This window comes from Niameybacter massiliensis (assembly GCF_001282685.1).
Lineage (GTDB): Bacteria > Bacillota > Clostridia > Lachnospirales > Cellulosilyticaceae > Holtiella > Holtiella tumoricola.
Genome location: NZ_LN875034.1, coordinates 552,366 through 568,816, shown reverse-complemented (window position 1 = coordinate 568,816; position 16,451 = coordinate 552,366). Strand labels below are relative to the sequence as shown.

Here is a 16,451-nt window from a genome sequence, read left to right as displayed (position 1 = left end):
TCATTATTATTGGATATTATACCCACCTCTAACCATTACTATTAAATCTTTTGTTGCCAAAATTCCTCGACCATCTTCACGTGGCACAATCACTAAGTGATATTTTGGTACTTCACTTCCTGCTAATAAATCTGTACCTTCTGTCATATCTTGTAGGCCACCACCTTGACTTGCAAGAACTAAGCCATTTCCTGAACGTACAATAATCTCTGTTCCTTGTGCACCTACAATACTGCTCCCTTGTGGTACTGTTACAACGGTATAGCTACTACTACTTTGTTGTTTAAGTGCGTTGATTTCTTGTGTTAATACGGAAATCATCTCTTCTTGTGCTGCTAATTTACTTTCAAGTTTAGCAGTAGAACCACCGCCTGAAACAGATGCTATTTGACTATCTACATAGCTTTTTGTTACAAGTGGGTCATTTGAACTACCTGCATCCCCTTTTGCAGCATATGCACTTGTGCCTACTGCTAGTACCCCTAATGTGAGCATCAATAATTTCATTCTTTTTGTCATATAAGCCTCCTTATAAAAAATGGCAACTGCCATATTTTTTCCTACAATATAAGAAAAGATAACCGGGTAACCTTATTGGTTCCCGGTTACAATCTTATAACATCGATTCAAATGTATAATAAATATCGTCTCCTACGACTTTGAAGAGTAGGTATTCACCTTCTCCAACTTGACCTGTTGAAGTTGCTAAACCATTTAACCTTATGTATCTAATACCATCTTCAATTCGTACCTCTTTTGAAGTACTTCCAGTTGTCACTACAAAAACATTTTTACCTGTTGTCTTTTTATACTCAGCTAAATAGTCATGTAATGCCTTACCTTCACGTGCATCACTAAATTGAGTGGTAGGATTCTTACTCATTACGAGTACAATATGTTTGCCTGTACTTGCCTCTAAAGACTGTTTCAGTTGTGCCCATTGTGAGCCATTTGTCTCACGGATACCACCATTATCTGTCCCTACAAAGATTACATCTAATGCACCTTGTGTAGCTTGACCAAAAGTATTGTTATAGGTTGCTACTTTAGGACTTAAGCTTAAAGGTAAATTATTTTTAGATGCTTGAACAATCATTGATGCACCTGTATTTACCTTCTTAGACATCTTCGCAAGAGTTTCATCACTATGTACCATACCTGAAATAGATGTAGGTCCTAATACTTTTACACTGTATTGGTTTCCTGTAGCTGCTTGAAGGGTTGGTTTGTAATGTGAATCAAATTGATAATCTGATCTTGCTGAACTATTTTCAGCATTTCTATCCCCACGGGTCATAGAAACATGATCCATATAAATCGCACTTGTGCGCTTTTCTTTAGAACCATTAGCACTATACACATAAAGCTTAGTTGCTTTTGCTGGCATAGCTATATCATTTGGTAAAGCTGCACTCATATACTTCCAACCTGTATGATTTAAACTATCTGCAAGGGTTAAATAATGTACTTTGCCTTTAGCATCTTCTACTTGAACTTTTAATGTATCTCCTTGCCCATTAGCTGAGATCCACATGTTTAAGCTTTTTGCATCTTCTGTAAGTACAATAGGCTTATCAAAAACTGTATAAGCCACTTGCTTATTGCTATCTTTATTAAAGGTGTATGTCATTTTAATGGATTGATTCCCATGATACTTCACTTCTTTTGAAGCTTCTACTTTACCTTCTACTGTACTGCCACCTGCTGCCCATTTTCCTAGACTTTCTTCAAAAGATTCGAGTGCCACAACAGATGGTCCTACAACCACGTTCACTTTACCAGTTGCCCCTTGGTAACTTGCTTCTAATTGATCAATGGCTTTATTGGTAGCTGCAATCGTTGTACCTGCTGCAGATACTTTGCTATTTTTACTCTTCCAAGTTATTTGTCCTGTTGTGATTGGGATTTTATAGCCTTCACTGTCTACACCATAAACTTGTACTTGTTTGGTTGCATTTTCATCTAACTGAAGTGTTGCTGGCTCAATCATTAATCCTTTTGGTTGAGTCACTTTAATTTCTGCTGTTGCACTCACATCACCTACTGTTGCAACCACAAGTCCATTTCCTGTTGTCTTTGGTGAGAACTTAAAGCCACTAAAGTCGCCTGTTACACCAGCAATAGATAAACTTACTTCTTTTTGATTCAATTGCACTGGATTGCCATTTTTGTCCGTTGCTTTTAAGTTAAAGGTAATGGACTCTCCTACAAAAGTTCTTTCACTAGAAGGTTCTAGCGTTAAGTTGGCAACTTCACCTGTAGCATTTGTAGTAAAGACACCAATTCCATTGGCTACATTTCTTTGTACAGTGCCTGATGGTCTGTTTTGAATGGTTAAAGTTGTTTCCCCTTCATTACGTGCAACTAAAGTGGTTGAACCACCACCATCTAAGTACATGGCATCTTTTGCACCTAAATTCTGAAGAATTGTAATCATATCTTGATGGGTTGCTCCTAATGTATTGGATAAGCGTCCATCTATTGTAATCAGTAAAATTTCATTTTCTTTATATGTATTGGCTACGATTGTACGTGGTTCCTTGCTACTTGCTGAAACCTTATGTGCTTCTCCTTGGTAAGCTGCACCATTTTTCAGGATAAGCCCACCACCACCAACAGCCATTTGTAAGTTTTCAATTTGTTCGACCACTGCATTATTTAAGCTAACAACTTGAGCGATATTAATTTCTGCACCTTCTGTTAAATAAGGCCCATATGTACTAAACTTGTCTCCACTTACCATAATTGCATAGCCATTCTTTGGTACTTCTACAACCTCATTTAGACTAGAAACATAAGTGACTTCATCATCTTCTACTAAAATGGTGTAAAGCCCTACAGAACTTTGATATTTCGTAATGAGCGCTTGATTATTTGTATAATAACTGCGATCAATAATAAATGGTATGCGTACACTGCTTGGTATTCTGTTGTAACTCGATAAATCAAATGCTTTTTGACCATCAATTTCTACCCACATTTTCACACTATAGTAATCCATAGAAGCTGTGCCATCTTCACCTACTAAAAGTGTACCCATATACTTAGCTGGCCCTAATGTATTGTAATCATTATTATAAGCTTGATCGATTGTCCCATCACTAACAACCGGCCCAAAAGCTGGGGTCTTAGAACTCATATCAAAGTAGTCTGCATTGACTGCTGCTACTGCACCATGTTGTGTTGCCATATTTAATATATTATCGCGTTCCCCTAATACTTGAGTTGTTATAGGTTTTAATTCTACATTCGGGTTACTAAGGTCAATACGTAATATATTTAAATCTTGCCATCCTTCACTCGTCAGGATTTCTTTGGATATATGGGTCGCCCCATTTGTTACTTGTTGTGTTTGATTAATCTCATGTAATACTGCTGCATAAGAATAGTTAAAACTACTTGCGATTACACTGCTTACGACAAAAGTGATCCAAAGTTTTTTCGCTTTCATCTAGTTCCCCTCCTCTAGCCCATTTATGGTCTCTATTTTTTATTTATTGAATATCTGCTCCAAGTACAATTTGAATGTCAGTTGTTAATGTGTCATTTGTTGTTATTTGTGCGTTTGGATAATAGGCTTTAAACTGTTCAGCTTTTTTTGCATCTTTAGCAATAATCATGGTTGCTGTTACATCTGAACGTGTATAGTTTCCAACTTCTTGTACAGCGTAACCTTCTGCTGTCAACTTCTCACTAGCAGTTGCTGCTGCACCTGTAATACCGCTTCCGTTTAATATGACAACAGATACGGTTTTATCTACTATAACTTCTGCTTCTTCTGGTTCTTCACCAGCTGGTACTTTATCATAGAATACTTCTTGTACCACTTTATCAAGTTCATCATGATCTGGGAAGAAATATGATGCACCACCTTCATAACGCCCTTCTCCTGGAAGTGTATAGAACGTTAAGTTTTCTTTATTAAAACTATTTACATATTGATAATATCCTGTAAGGTCACCAAGCTCTGCATCTGTTTTAATTGAACTAAATAAAATACCCATGATTTTTGGTATTTTAGTAATGATACTTGGACTAAGTACCTTATCAGCAAAAGCATCTAAAAAGACTTGTTGTGCTGCAATACGATCTACGTCACCATTTGGATAGCTTCTAAAACGTACAAATTGTTCTGCTTTATCACCATCTAAATGTTGATAACCTTCTTTAAGGTCAATGAATAAATCCCCTGCGTAATCTGTATGTTTCATATTTTGTGGAACATATAAATCAACGCCGCCTATAGCATCTACAATTTGATTAAAAGCATCGATATTAACAATTACATAGTTATCCACTGTAATACCTAACATGTTCTCAATTTCATTAATGGTAAACAAACGAATATTCTCAATCCCACCATAAGCTGTCATTTCATTCAGCTTAGATACAGATACTGTACGTTTACCAAGATCACGTAAGCTTTGTTTTTGTTCTTCACTCCATTTAACTTTCGTATCACGAGGTAAAGAGATGACTTTAACTTTGTTTGTTACACTATTAAAGTTTACTACAAAAATAACATCTGTTCGATAACCATCTTTATCGACACCAAATACCGCTACATTTTTATAAATGTCTGGTGCTTTTTCATCTTTTTTGTTTGGCTTGTTGCTACCGGCTTGAGCGCTGTTCTCACCACCATCATGTTTAAAGAAATAGTTATAGCATCCTACTACTGTTGTAGCACCTACTACACATACCAATACTGTCCACATCATGGAGAACAAAAACGTTCTCATTAGCTTCTTCTTTTTATTCATTTTCTTCTTAGTACGCTTCGTACTCATCCATTTCACTCCCTATATGACGTCTATTCGCTAAATATGTATCCATTTTATACCATATCTAATGTATATTATACATCACGCATTATAATATCACAATTTTTGACAAAATGAAATTGTATCTTTGTTTATTATAAACTCAATTTATGAACAAAATACAAAAAAGAGATATCAAAAATTTGACATCCCTTTATCTTTTACTCTATATTTTTATAAAAAATCTGATCAATCATCTCTAAGGCTTTTTCATGATTAGCAAAATAATAAGAAATATTATTCTCATAGCGTGCCTCACCTGGCAATACATAGAACGATAGATTCTCCATATTAAAGGCTTTCACATACGGTACGTAGGTCGTAAGTTCCATTAAACTTATATCTGTTTTAACTGAAGCAAAAGCAATCTCTACAAGTTGTGGCAGTTTTGTTAAAGTGTCAAAAGAAAGAACCTTCTTAGCAAAAGCTTCTAAAAACTTCTGCTGTGCTTCTATTCTTCCTAAATCCCCATTGGGATAGCCTCTAAACCTTACAAATTGTTCTGCTTTATTTCCATCTAAGACTTGAACACCTGGTGTTAGGCTAATAGATAACCCTTGGCTATGATCACGCATCTCCATATAGTGTTGTACATCTATTTCCACACCACCTATTGCATCTACAATTTGTCTAAATGCATCCAAATTGACAATCACATAATTATCAATAGGAACACCTAGCATGGATTCTAATGTGGTAATTGTAAGCGCTCTAATATTCTCTATTCCACCCCAGCTAGTCATCTCATTAATCTTACTAAAACGCACCCACTTATGTCTTTCAGGCAAAATACTCATTTGCTCCTTCGTCCAATCTACCTTTGTATCTCTTGGTATAGCTATCAAACTTACTTCTTTCGTCTTACTATCAAAGTGAGCTAAAAAGATTACATCTGTCAATCGACCTGAGGCGTCTGTCCCAAAGATTGCAACTGTCTTATCTAGCTTTTTCTCTTCTTTTAAAGGCATGGTTACACTTGTCCCATTTTGACCTACTTGCTTTTCTTGATTTATTAATGCATCTTCACTAGAGGCTTCTTGTCTCCTTTCTACTTTTACTACCTCTACATCATCATATACCAAGCTATTATAAGCCACTATACCTGCTCCTGTTATTAAACCTACTGAAAGGAAAATAACAATAAGCGTACACAAAAATACCTTCATAGTAATACTTCTTTTACCTTTATGCCTACTTCTCTTTTCTTCCCTTAATAACCTTTGATTAACTTTTTCATTTTTTAATACTGCTTGATTAGTGTCCTCGCCTTTTAATCTCTTCAGACTAGCCTGCTTCTCTTCTAATCCCCCTTGATTTACTTTCTGACTTTCTAGTATTTCTTGGCTAGCCTGTTTGCTTTCTGCCAAGTCTTGGTGAACCTCTACACTACTTTCTACTTGTTCTTTGAGCAATCCGTCTTTTAATACTTCCTCTTGGATTACTTCTTCTTTGAGCCATTCTTCTTTCAGTACTTCCTGTTGAATTACTTCTTCTTTAAGCCATTCTTCTTTCAGTACTCTCTCTTTGATTACTTTTTCTTCGGTCAGTTGTTCTTTAAAGTTTGCTTCTAGCTCGTCCTCTTTTTCCTCATACTCTTGTTTCATATAACTTCCCCCTAGGATTTAAAATCATAATATGCCCTTATAATTCTCCTTATTATATGCTACTATAAACAGAGTTCTAAAGTTCAGGTCGAATTTAATAAAATTTGTATTTTAGAACCTTTAAATGTTAATAATTAGTATACTATAGTTATACTCAATTGTAAATATTTGGTGTATTTTAAACTAGATTAGAAAAAAGGAGATTATTATGTTAAAAATCGGTTCTCATGTTTCTATGTCTGGTGGCCTTTTAGGTGCAGCAAAAGAAGCATATTCCTACGGTGCAAATACTTTTATGATTTATACTGGTGCACCTCAAAATACAAAGCGTTCCCCACTAGAAAAGTTAAAAATTAAAGAAGGAAAAGCCTTTATGGAGGCTTATGGACTTTCAGATATCGTCATCCATGCACCCTATATTATTAATTTAGCCTCTTGTAAAGAAGATACGTATCAACTTGCTAAAGAGTTCTTAGCTTTAGAAATCGAGCGTACAACGGCTCTAGGCTCAGATTATTTAGTCCTTCATCCAGGCTCTTTCACTACTGAAACACTAGAATACGGCACAGAACGTATTATTGCCGGATTAAATGAAGTTCTTACAGAAGATACTAAACCTTGTATCTGCCTTGAAACAATGGCTGGTAAAGGGAGTGAAATCGGTCGTTGCTTCGAAGAACTTAAAGCGATCATAGATGGTGTGAAATACTCTGATAAAGTTGGTGTCTGTGTGGATACTTGCCACCTTCATGATAGCGGCTATGATATTATTGAAAACTTTGACCATGTCATTGAAGAATTTGACCGTATTATCGGGCTGGATAAACTCAAAGTATTCCATATTAACGGTTCTCTTAATGTACGTGGTGCACGTAAAGACCGTCATGCTAACTTAGGCGCTACAGAAGAAAACCCTAAAGGAAAAGATCAAATTGGTCGTGACGCCCTCTATCGTATTGTGCATCATCCTAAAGTACAAGGTAGACCATTTATCTTAGAAACACCTTGGCTTGATAAGAAAACCAACTTATATAAGGAAGAAATTGCTTTCCTAAAAGGAGAATAAATAGCCATGGAATCTAATCAAATTCAAAGTCCTTGTAGTCTACCTAACTACAAAGAGGAAGTTGTTCTTGTAACAGGCTCATCCCGTGGTATTGGACGTGCCATAGCAACCCATTTTGCTCAGCTCGGTGCTCGAGTTGTACTTAACGGTGCTTCTAACCAGCAAGCCCTCATAGATACCCATACTGAGTTAGCCTCTTCTGGCTACAATGTCACTTCATTTTTAGGGGATATTTCTAACTATCAAGTTACCGAAGAACTTTTTGCCCACTGCCATGAAGTATTTGGAAGCTATCCAACTATTCTTATTAACAATGCAGGTATCAGTCACGTAGGACTCTTTACAGATACACCACCTGATCTATGGCAAAAAGTCATAACGACTAATTTAAACTCAGCCTATAACTGCTGCCACCTAGCTACGCCTCATATGATTGCAAGTCATAAAGGCTGCATCATTAATATTTCTTCTATCTGGGGTAATGTTGGCGCTTCTTGTGAAGTAGCTTACAGTACAAGTAAAAGTGCCCTTAATGGCTTTACAAAGGCACTGGCTAAAGAATTAGGGCCTTCTAACATTCGTGTCAATGCCATTGCTTGTGGCTGGATTGATACCGAGATGAATGCTCACTTTACAGAAGATGATCGCAATGCCTTTATCGATGAAGTACCCCTTTGTCGTACAGGACAAGCCAATGAAGTTGCCCAAACTTGTCTCTACCTAGTAAGCAATGCTGCAAGCTATATGACCGGACAGATTCTTACTTTAGATGGTGGTCTACTCTAACCTAGTCATCGGTCATAGATGTAGGGCCTAAATATAGAAATATTTTGTACTTTTATGGATGTCGTAGACTATATTAGCGCTTAAAAAAATGCCTTCAGTGACTCTTAGTAGTCTACTGAAGGCATTTTTGCTTCTATACTTTATGAGCTATTTTTATTACTTATTCTTATACTTCATCTTTACAAATTACTTCTTTATTCTATCCTTATAAGTTATCACTATAAGTTACTTCTTTTTACAGCCTATCCTTATCACTTATCATTGTAAATTAACTCTTTTGCTTATCCTTATGGCTCTAACTTTGCAAATGACCTCTTTTGCTTATCCTTATGAATAACTTTTTAAATAATCTCTATAATCTATCCTTATAGCTAGCTTTGTAAATGATCTCTATACTCTATCTTTATAGCTAGCTTTGTAAATGATTCTATTACCTCTAGCTATACAAATGATTCTATCATTTATCCTAAACTAACTTCTTAAATTCCTTATGTATTAATACCCATGATAACACTGTTGCAAGTAGATCACTTATAGGCTGTGCATAGAAGATCCCTATTGTTCCAAGTACTATAGGTAATAAGTAAATCAGGGGAATAAGCGCTACAACCTGTCTTATTAAGGTAATCACAGAAGAAGCATTCGGCTTCCCTATAGATTGGAAGAAAGTTGTTGCTAGCATAACAAATCCAAGTACTGGTGCAATAATAAAGTTAGTTCTAAGAGCAGGTATACCTATCTCCAATAATTCACTTCCACCACCAAACATATTAATAATAAAACCTGGGAACAGTTCAGTCATGCTCCATATAATAAGGGTTATCCCTATAGAGAAGGCTGTTGCTTGAAGAAAGATTTTCTTAACTCTATCATAGTGCCCTGTACTATAGTTAAATCCAACTAAAGGTTGAATCCCCTGACTAATACCACTTGCAGGCATAATAACAAAGGTCATAATACTTGAAATTACAGCATACACACTAATAGCAATGTCTCCACCATATTTACCTAATTGTCCATTATAAACTAAAGCAATAAATCCCATAGCAATCTGAGCAATCCAAAAAGCAAAACCACATTTAAGAAGTTCTTTTGAAATAGCAGAATCTATCTTAAAACTTTCCCTCTTAATTTTTACTAATGTCCTTCCTGAGAAGATCATCCAAGCTCCAAATACTACCGATACAACTTGCCCAATTATAGTTGCCCATGCAGCCCCTTGAACACCCCATCCTAATCCAGCAACAAATATCGCATCTAAAATAATATTTGTAACAGCCCCTAAGGTCGTTACCCACATCCCCATAATAGGCTTACCTGATACACGTACAAAATCACATAATATAAAGGTTAAGCCCTGGAAGACACATCCCAAACTAACAATCTTATAATATTGTAGAGCCAAATCATAAGTTGTCTCTGTAACTCCAAAGAGCTTTAAAAAGGTTGGGGCAAAAACTAATAGTACAATAGATAGACTTACTTCAAATAGAATCGTCAATAAAAAAGCTGAACTAAATGCACGATTTGCTCCTACTTCATCCCCTTTGCCTCTTAGTAATGTAAAGAGTGTTGAACCTCCTGCACTACACATTAACCCAAATGCAATCATCATAAAAGAAAGTGGAAAACAAATAGATAATGCAGCTAATGCTGTACTTCCATTAACGTTACCAATAAACATTCGATCTACTATATTGTAGATTGCTGTAATCAACAAAGATACGGCAGCTGGAATAGAAAACTTAAGAATCATTGTAGAAATTTTACCTGTTGAAAAATCTGAATGACTACTCATGCTCCCCTCCTTGCTTTGGCATAGCTTGCTGCAATTTTTCGATGACACTTACAACAAGATCCACTTCTTCATCTGTAATGTCACTTAGTCCCTTTGCCCACGCTTCATGGTACTCTAAGACATAATGTTTTTGATAGCACTGCCCAAGTTTGGTTAGACGTACTAAAGTCACACGTTTATCTTCACTCCATGTATATTTTTCGACTGCCTCCATGGCCTCTAACTCATTGATTAACTTTGTTACACTAGGTGTCGTAATATGAAGTTCCTTACTTACATCACTAATACGTACATCTTCTTTTCGCTCTCCAATAGTATAAATACTATCAATGACATGTATATGCCTTGGCTTAAATCCTTTTGGTAGCTCCTCCATTGTTTCTGTAATCTTTTTGGCAGTAAAACAACTGTTTAAAAGCTCCTTTATTTTTTCTGTGTTCATATTCTATGCCTCCTCCATAACCCTCTATCCTAATTTAAAATTAATATGTTCCTTATCGTTTTCCAAATTAGTTACTATTAGTAATTATCATAAGTAAGTATAAGGAGAAAGCTTCTTTTTGTCAACTCATCTCAAAGATTATTATCCTTCCTCTTGGTTCTTTTGTGAGAAAATAACATGACTTAATACAATCTGCCCAGCATTTAACCTCTCTTGCTGTATTTCCCTTCTTTCTAATAAATAGAAATCCACTGCTTCCCATAATGCAAAGGTACCTGCTATACTTAAAAATTCCATGAAAAGCTGCTGTATACTTGTTACCTGTAAAACAAAATACATACTTAACAAAAGTGCACCTACAATCCCAAGCCCTAGTACCTTTATTGCATTAATACCTAAGTCTACCTTCTTATCATGTAAAACAAGCATATAATGTTCTTCTATCAATTCTCTAATCTTATTCTGCTCCTCTTCACTAATCCCATCATGATGAAAACATAAAGTAATAGAATATTTTACAGGAATGATATATGTTTTATTGTCAATATACTCATAAATCTCTCCATTCAACTCACTTTGCTTGCCCCATGATAAAGGATCGATTACTGTAAGACCTTCATATAAGTTGATATCTACAAGTACTTCATTATCCTTGAGCTCAAACTCTTTTGTAAGATAATCTTTTATAGAAAGCATAGAAGCTTCATACTCCCTAATCTTTTTAAATAATTTTCCTCTGCCCTGCATAAAAGTGCTGCCTCCTCATTATCATTAATCAGCTCTAGTTAAGGGCTTATCCCTATCTATAAGCTTTCAAGATGTGCTTTCTATATAAGATAATTTGCAGTTTTAGCTTTTCTATGCACGCACAAAAAAAGAACTCCAAAGAGTATAACTCTTTGGAGTTCTTGAATACGTGTGCACGTAAAATTATCTTTTTGAGAATTGTGGTGCACGTCTCGCAGCTTTGAGACCGTATTTTTTTCTTTCTTTCATTCTTGGATCCCTTGTTAAGAAACCTGCTTTTTTAAGAGCTGGACGGAATTCTCCATCAGCTTGAAGAAGAGCACGGCTAATACCATGACGGATAGCACCTGCTTGTCCTGTTGTACCACCACCGTGAACGTTTACTCTAACATCAAATTTAGTTAATGTTTCTGTAAGTACTAAAGGTTGACGAGTGATAACTTTTAATGTTTCAAGACCGAAGTATTCTTCGATATCTCTTTTATTGATTGTGATTTTACCTGTTCCTGGTACAAGGTATACTCTAGCTACAGAGCTTTTACGTCTACCTGTTCCATAATATCTAACTGCTGCCATTTGTATTTCCTCCTCTCGATACTATTAGTTGAATTTAAGTTCTACTGGTTGTTGAGCTTCATGATTGTGCTCTGTTCCAGCGTATACACGTAATTTTGTAAGCATTTGTCTACCTAAAGAGTTTTTAGGAAGCATACCTTTTACAGCGTACATAATAACGCGTTCTGGATGAGTGTTAAGCATATCGCGTGCTTTAGTCTCTTTTAAACCACCAGCGTATCCAGAGTGTCTTCTGTATAATTTTTGGTCAAGTTTTTTACCTGTGAATACTACTTTTTCTGCATTGATTACGATAACGTGATCACCGCAATCTACGTGTGGAGTATAAGTAGGTTTGTTTTTACCTCTTAATACTGCCGCGATTTGGCTTGCAAGTCTACCTACTGTTTGACCTTCAGCATCAATAACATACCAATTTCTTTCAACATTTTGAGCATTTGCCATGTATGTTGTTCTCATATAATTCCCTCCTTCGGATTCTAGTCTTCGCTAGTTAAACCGTCTATTTAATATAAAATCCGGGGCTATTTGGATTTTATAAGTGGGCTTATTAACACAAATTACATTATAGTATAGGTCACATAGCCTGTCAAGATACTACACTTCATTTATTTATGCACATTTTATCCATTTTTTTTGAGTAGTTATCCACATTTTTCTAGTTTTACTACATACTCTGTGGAATTTGTATTTATAAGTCTAAATTAAACTATTATTATGCATTTAAAACGTATAATTTTATACTTATTATTACTTTTTATGTCTTATATAAACTTAGAAATACATATCTATTCATGTAGTTACACGTTATGATAATTTAATACTTTATAGAATAAGGGAAAAGGTTATTCCAGTCTAAATAATATTTTTCTACATATCTCCATACTATTCATAACGTAATGCATCATCATAATATACTTCTAGAAGAGTAAGACCCTCTGGTGGTGCAGTAGGACCTCCTAATGTACGATCTTTTTTCTCTATCATTTCAGCTATACATCTAGGGGCCTTCTTTCCTCTGCCCACCTCGATAAGTGTACCTGCTATAATACGCACCATATTATATAAGAAGCCATTACCACATATATCTATCTGTATAAGGTCATCTACCTTTCTAACTTCTATACTATATACCGTACGCACTGTACCTTTTACTGAACTTCCTGATGCACAAAAACCTTTAAAGTCATGCTCACCTTCTATATACTTAGCTGCTTTTTGCATTCTTTCAATATCTAATGGATAAGGATAAAAATAGCTAAATGGTCCTACAAATGGATCATTTACTGAACTGGTTAAAATTTGATAGCGATATGTCTTTCGCTTTGCCATAAAGCGTGGATGAAAATCTTCTTTTACATCCATAGCATCTTTAATTACAATACTCTTAGGCAAACGTCCATTCAAGGCCTTTACTAAATTCTTAGTTGGAATAGTAGTGTTGGTATCAATAATACAACATTGTCCTTTTGCATGTACCCCTGCATCTGTACGTCCTGATCCTACTAAATCAATCTTTTCTTTTGTTAATTCATATAATGCCTTTTCAATTGTTCCTTGAATTGTTGCTGCATGATTTTGTTTAGCAAAACCATGAAAATTAGTTCCATCATAAGCTACTATGAGCTGTACTCTCCTCATAGATCCTCCTCATTTCTCTATTTATCTTCTCTATGTAAAATAATTTATCAAGCTCTTACTTTATATATTAGTACGACTTTCTTCCTATTAAAAGTATTACTACATATCTTTTCATTAATAAGAGCCTACGTTATCAACCTAACGTAGACTCTATTCTCTTAATTCGCTTCATAAATTATCTTATAACAAATATATTGTTAAATAACTCGCATCTATAATACTTCATCACCTATAAATAACATTATAAGATTAATACTCTATAGATGATCAACTTAAATCTTCTAATCCTGCTAAATACGCTTCAATTATAAAATGATACACATAACAATATAAGCTACACCACAACCAAAGGCAATATAATCTCGTCCACTATATTGTAGCTTATTCATACGTGTACGTCCTTTACCACCTTGATAACATCTTGCTTCCATTGCCATGGCTAATTCCTCTGCTCTTCTAAACGCAGAAATAAACAATGGTACCATAATTGGAATCATAGCTTTGGCACGCTGCATAATATTACCTGTTTCAAAGTCTGCTCCACGTGCTGTTTGAGCCTTCATAATCTTATCTGTCTCTTCTAAAAGAATTGGAATAAATCTAAGTGATATACTCATCATCATAGCAATTTCATGAGCTGGTACATGAATCTTTGTAAATGGCATAAGCAGACTCTCTATACCATCGGTAAGCTGAATTGGAGAAGTAGTTAAAGTAAGTAATGAACTACCAACGATTAAAAGTATTAATCTTGTTCCCATTTCAACGGCAAAAAGTATGCCTTCCCATGTGATTTTTAGGAAACCCCACTCCAAAATAATATGTTCTCCAGGTGTAAAGAAGATATTAAGTACTACTGTAAAGAGTAGGATAAAAACAATACTCTTTAAACCTTTTAGCATATATTTAAGTGGGACTTTACTTATCTTAATAGCTAAAGCTAATGAAAGCATTACTCCTAGATATCCCCATACGGTATCTACTAAAAAAAGTGCAATAATATAGGCAAAAGTTAATAAAATCTTTGTCCTAGGGTCTAAGCGATGAATCTTAGAGTCTACTGGGTAGTATTGTCCTATGGTAATATCTCTAATCATCTACTTTCCCCCTCTTTCTAAGTACTGTACTAACTTATCAGCTGCTTCTTCTACAGTAAGTACATCACTATCTATATCCATACCTTTTTCCTTAAGTTCATCCATAATATGCCTTACTTGTGGCACACCAAGGCCAATACGTTCAAGGTCTCTTCTATGTTTAAAGATTTCTCTCGTCTCACCTTTAAAAGCAACTTCCCCTCGGTAAAGTACAACAAGTTCTTCTGCATATCTTGCTACATCTTCCATACTATGTGAAATAAGTACAATGGTTAAATGACTTTCTTCATGCATCTTCTTAAGTTGTCCAAAAAGCTCTTCTCTCCCTTTTGGGTCTAAGCCTGCTGTTGGCTCATCTAGAATTAAAATATCTGGATTCATAGCGAGTACACCTGCAATAGCAACACGGCGTTTTTGTCCACCTGATAATTCAAAAGGTGACTTTTGCCATAGTTCTTCCTTAAGGCCTACTGCTCTTAAAGATTGTTCAATACGTTCTTTAAGTGCATCTCCCTCTAATCCTAAATTTTTAGGTCCATAAGCTACATCATCATATACTGTCATCTCAAATAGTTGATATTCAGGATACTGGAATACCAGACCTACAGACTGCCTAATTTGCTTTTTATTTGTATTTTGAGCATGTATGTCTATACCTTTTACAAATACCTGACCTTCTGTAGGCTTAAGAAGCCCATTAAACATTTGTATTAATGTACTCTTTCCTGAACCTGTATGACCAATAATGCCTAAAAATGTACCATCTTTAATATGAATATTAATATTTTTAAGGGCTACCTTTTCAAAAGGTGTTCCTTCATTATACTTATGTGTTAAATTTTTTATCTTAATTGCCATATTGCTTCTACAACCTCCTCAGTACTTAACATAGTAGGATCTAAGTTGTATCCCTTCTGTCTTAACAAGTAAATAAGGTAGGTTGAATCTGGTACATCTAAACCAATTGCTCTTATCTGTTCTACGTTCTTAAATACTTCCTTAGGGGTACCTGATAAGATGACCTTCCCACCATCTATTACTAAAATACGATCTGCTAAAATAGCTTCCTGCATGTAATGAGTAATATGAATAATCGTAATCCCTTGTTCCTTATTTAGCTTTACCATAGTCTCCATGACTTGTTTACGTCCAATTGGGTCTAGCATTGCTGTAGCTTCATCAAAAATGATACACTTCGGCTCCATAGCGATAACCCCTGCAATAGCAATACGTTGCTTCTGCCCACCTGATAATTGATTTGGTGAAACACGCTTATAGTCATCCATCTCTACTGTATGTAAAGCTTCATCCACACGTTTTCTTATTTCACTTGATTCTATCCCCAAGTTCTCTGGACCAAATGCCACATCTTCCTCTACAATAGTTGCAACAATTTGATTATCAGGATTTTGGAATACCATGCCTACATCTTTACGTACTTCCCAAATATGCTCACCATTACTTAAATCGATTCCATTAACCCATAATACACCTGACTTTGGTGACAGAATACCATTAAGATGTTTGGCAAATGTAGACTTACCTGAGCCATTATGACCAAGTACTGCTACAAATTCACCTTCATTAATTGTCGCATTGATATGATCTAAAGCAACGATTTTATCCTGAATCTCACCTTGTTCATCGTGGATATAATATTCGTATGTTAAGTCTTTCGCTTTTACAATCTCTGTCATGCTCTTTCCTCTTTTCTATTCACTCTTTCTTTCATGGAGTGATACCCAATATATAAAGTTACTATATAGTCCTATTGTATAATTTTGCTGCTTAAATAAATAGGTTATAGTTAATAAAATAACGTGATAACCTACTAATGTAAATAGCAAATTATAAAAAAGTATACAGAAAAG

The 16,451-nt window shown here is 35.2% G+C and carries 15 protein-coding genes; 2 read left to right on the top strand and 13 right to left on the bottom strand.

Features of this window, described 5'->3' with window-relative positions:
• Positions 1-6 precede the first annotated feature (6 nt).
• The 4 genes from BN2390_RS05090 to BN2390_RS05075 form a co-directional block, all read right to left on the bottom strand.
• Positions 7-519, bottom strand: coding sequence for a hypothetical protein (locus tag BN2390_RS05090; protein ID WP_053983273.1), 513 nt, complete (start codon positions 517-519; stop codon positions 7-9).
• 94 nt (positions 520-613) lie between these two features.
• Positions 614-3,451 (bottom strand): phosphodiester glycosidase family protein, encoded by a 2,838-nt coding sequence (locus tag BN2390_RS05085; RefSeq protein WP_053983272.1) that lies wholly within the window; start codon positions 3,449-3,451, stop codon positions 614-616.
• A gap of 43 nt (positions 3,452-3,494) precedes the next feature.
• The gene (locus tag BN2390_RS05080; RefSeq protein ID WP_053983271.1) at positions 3,495-4,790 is read right to left on the bottom strand and encodes an LCP family protein; all 1,296 of its coding nucleotides are present in this window, start codon (positions 4,788-4,790) and stop codon (positions 3,495-3,497) included.
• Positions 4,791-4,984: 194 nt separating this feature from the next.
• Positions 4,985-6,427, bottom strand: coding sequence for an LCP family protein (locus tag BN2390_RS05075; protein ID WP_053983270.1), 1,443 nt, complete (start codon positions 6,425-6,427; stop codon positions 4,985-4,987).
• A 208-nt stretch (positions 6,428-6,635) separates the two neighbouring features.
• Between BN2390_RS05075 and BN2390_RS05070 the strand changes: the two genes are divergently transcribed.
• Positions 6,636-7,493 (top strand): deoxyribonuclease IV, encoded by an 858-nt coding sequence (locus BN2390_RS05070; protein ID WP_053983269.1) that lies wholly within the window; start codon positions 6,636-6,638, stop codon positions 7,491-7,493.
• Between the two features lie 6 nt (positions 7,494-7,499).
• Positions 7,500-8,279, top strand: a complete 780-nt coding sequence (gene ymfI / locus BN2390_RS05065) for an elongation factor P 5-aminopentanone reductase (protein ID WP_053983268.1) — start codon at positions 7,500-7,502, stop codon at positions 8,277-8,279.
• 466 nt (positions 8,280-8,745) lie between these two features.
• Here ymfI and BN2390_RS05060 read toward each other — a convergent pair whose 3' ends face one another.
• The 9 genes from BN2390_RS05060 to BN2390_RS05020 all read right to left on the bottom strand — a co-directional run bounded on the left by BN2390_RS05060 (position 8,746) and on the right by BN2390_RS05020 (position 16,277).
• A complete protein-coding gene (locus BN2390_RS05060) occupies positions 8,746-10,077 on the bottom strand; it encodes an MATE family efflux transporter (protein WP_053983267.1) in 1,332 nt (443 codons plus the stop codon).
• Positions 10,070-10,519, bottom strand: a complete 450-nt coding sequence (locus BN2390_RS05055) for a MarR family winged helix-turn-helix transcriptional regulator (RefSeq protein WP_053983266.1) — start codon at positions 10,517-10,519, stop codon at positions 10,070-10,072. Before BN2390_RS05055 ends, BN2390_RS05060 begins: the two co-directional genes overlap by 8 nt.
• A 141-nt stretch (positions 10,520-10,660) precedes the next feature.
• Complete coding sequence (locus tag BN2390_RS05050) at positions 10,661-11,266, bottom strand: hypothetical protein (RefSeq protein ID WP_053983265.1); 606 nt, start codon at positions 11,264-11,266, stop codon at positions 10,661-10,663.
• A gap of 183 nt (positions 11,267-11,449) precedes the next feature.
• The gene (gene rpsI, locus BN2390_RS05045; protein WP_053983264.1) at positions 11,450-11,842 is read right to left on the bottom strand and encodes a 30S ribosomal protein S9; all 393 of its coding nucleotides are present in this window, start codon (positions 11,840-11,842) and stop codon (positions 11,450-11,452) included.
• A gap of 24 nt (positions 11,843-11,866) precedes the next feature.
• Positions 11,867-12,301, bottom strand: coding sequence for a 50S ribosomal protein L13 (rplM, locus tag BN2390_RS05040; protein ID WP_053983263.1), 435 nt, complete (start codon positions 12,299-12,301; stop codon positions 11,867-11,869).
• Positions 12,302-12,727: 426 nt separating this feature from the next.
• A complete protein-coding gene (truA, locus tag BN2390_RS05035; protein ID WP_053983262.1) occupies positions 12,728-13,483 on the bottom strand; it encodes a tRNA pseudouridine(38-40) synthase TruA in 756 nt (251 codons plus the stop codon).
• Between the two features lie 305 nt (positions 13,484-13,788).
• The gene (locus BN2390_RS05030) at positions 13,789-14,580 is read right to left on the bottom strand and encodes an energy-coupling factor transporter transmembrane component T family protein (protein ID WP_053983261.1); all 792 of its coding nucleotides are present in this window, start codon (positions 14,578-14,580) and stop codon (positions 13,789-13,791) included.
• Positions 14,581-15,438: an energy-coupling factor transporter ATPase gene (locus BN2390_RS05025; RefSeq protein WP_053983260.1), complete on the bottom strand. Its 858-nt coding sequence runs from the start codon at positions 15,436-15,438 to the stop codon at positions 14,581-14,583.
• Positions 15,423-16,277 (bottom strand): energy-coupling factor transporter ATPase, encoded by an 855-nt coding sequence (locus BN2390_RS05020; protein WP_053983259.1) that lies wholly within the window; start codon positions 16,275-16,277, stop codon positions 15,423-15,425. Before BN2390_RS05020 ends, BN2390_RS05025 begins: the two co-directional genes overlap by 16 nt.
• Positions 16,278-16,451 lie beyond the last annotated feature (174 nt).

What these genes read in the sequence shown, in the direction of transcription:
- BN2390_RS05090 (WP_053983273.1), bottom strand. Translation starts at nt 519, where the DNA reads ATGACAAAAAGAATGAAATTATTGATGCTCACATTAGGGGTACTAGCA.
- BN2390_RS05085 (WP_053983272.1), bottom strand. Translation starts at nt 3,451, where the DNA reads ATGAAAGCGAAAAAACTTTGGATCACTTTTGTCGTAAGCAGTGTAATC.
- BN2390_RS05080 (WP_053983271.1), bottom strand. Translation starts at nt 4,790, where the DNA reads ATGAGTACGAAGCGTACTAAGAAGAAAATGAATAAAAAGAAGAAGCTA.
- BN2390_RS05075 (WP_053983270.1), bottom strand. Translation starts at nt 6,427, where the DNA reads ATGAAACAAGAGTATGAGGAAAAAGAGGACGAGCTAGAAGCAAACTTT.
- BN2390_RS05070 (WP_053983269.1), top strand. Translation starts at nt 6,636, where the DNA reads ATGTTAAAAATCGGTTCTCATGTTTCTATGTCTGGTGGCCTTTTAGGT.
- ymfI (WP_053983268.1), top strand. Translation starts at nt 7,500, where the DNA reads ATGGAATCTAATCAAATTCAAAGTCCTTGTAGTCTACCTAACTACAAA.
- BN2390_RS05060 (WP_053983267.1), bottom strand. Translation starts at nt 10,077, where the DNA reads ATGAGTAGTCATTCAGATTTTTCAACAGGTAAAATTTCTACAATGATT.
- BN2390_RS05055 (WP_053983266.1), bottom strand. Translation starts at nt 10,519, where the DNA reads ATGAACACAGAAAAAATAAAGGAGCTTTTAAACAGTTGTTTTACTGCC.
- BN2390_RS05050 (WP_053983265.1), bottom strand. Translation starts at nt 11,266, where the DNA reads ATGCAGGGCAGAGGAAAATTATTTAAAAAGATTAGGGAGTATGAAGCT.
- rpsI (WP_053983264.1), bottom strand. Translation starts at nt 11,842, where the DNA reads ATGGCAGCAGTTAGATATTATGGAACAGGTAGACGTAAAAGCTCTGTA.
- rplM (WP_053983263.1), bottom strand. Translation starts at nt 12,301, where the DNA reads ATGAGAACAACATACATGGCAAATGCTCAAAATGTTGAAAGAAATTGG.
- truA (WP_053983262.1), bottom strand. Translation starts at nt 13,483, where the DNA reads ATGAGGAGAGTACAGCTCATAGTAGCTTATGATGGAACTAATTTTCAT.
- BN2390_RS05030 (WP_053983261.1), bottom strand. Translation starts at nt 14,580, where the DNA reads ATGATTAGAGATATTACCATAGGACAATACTACCCAGTAGACTCTAAG.
- BN2390_RS05025 (WP_053983260.1), bottom strand. Translation starts at nt 15,438, where the DNA reads ATGGCAATTAAGATAAAAAATTTAACACATAAGTATAATGAAGGAACA.
- BN2390_RS05020 (WP_053983259.1), bottom strand. Translation starts at nt 16,277, where the DNA reads ATGACAGAGATTGTAAAAGCGAAAGACTTAACATACGAATATTATATC.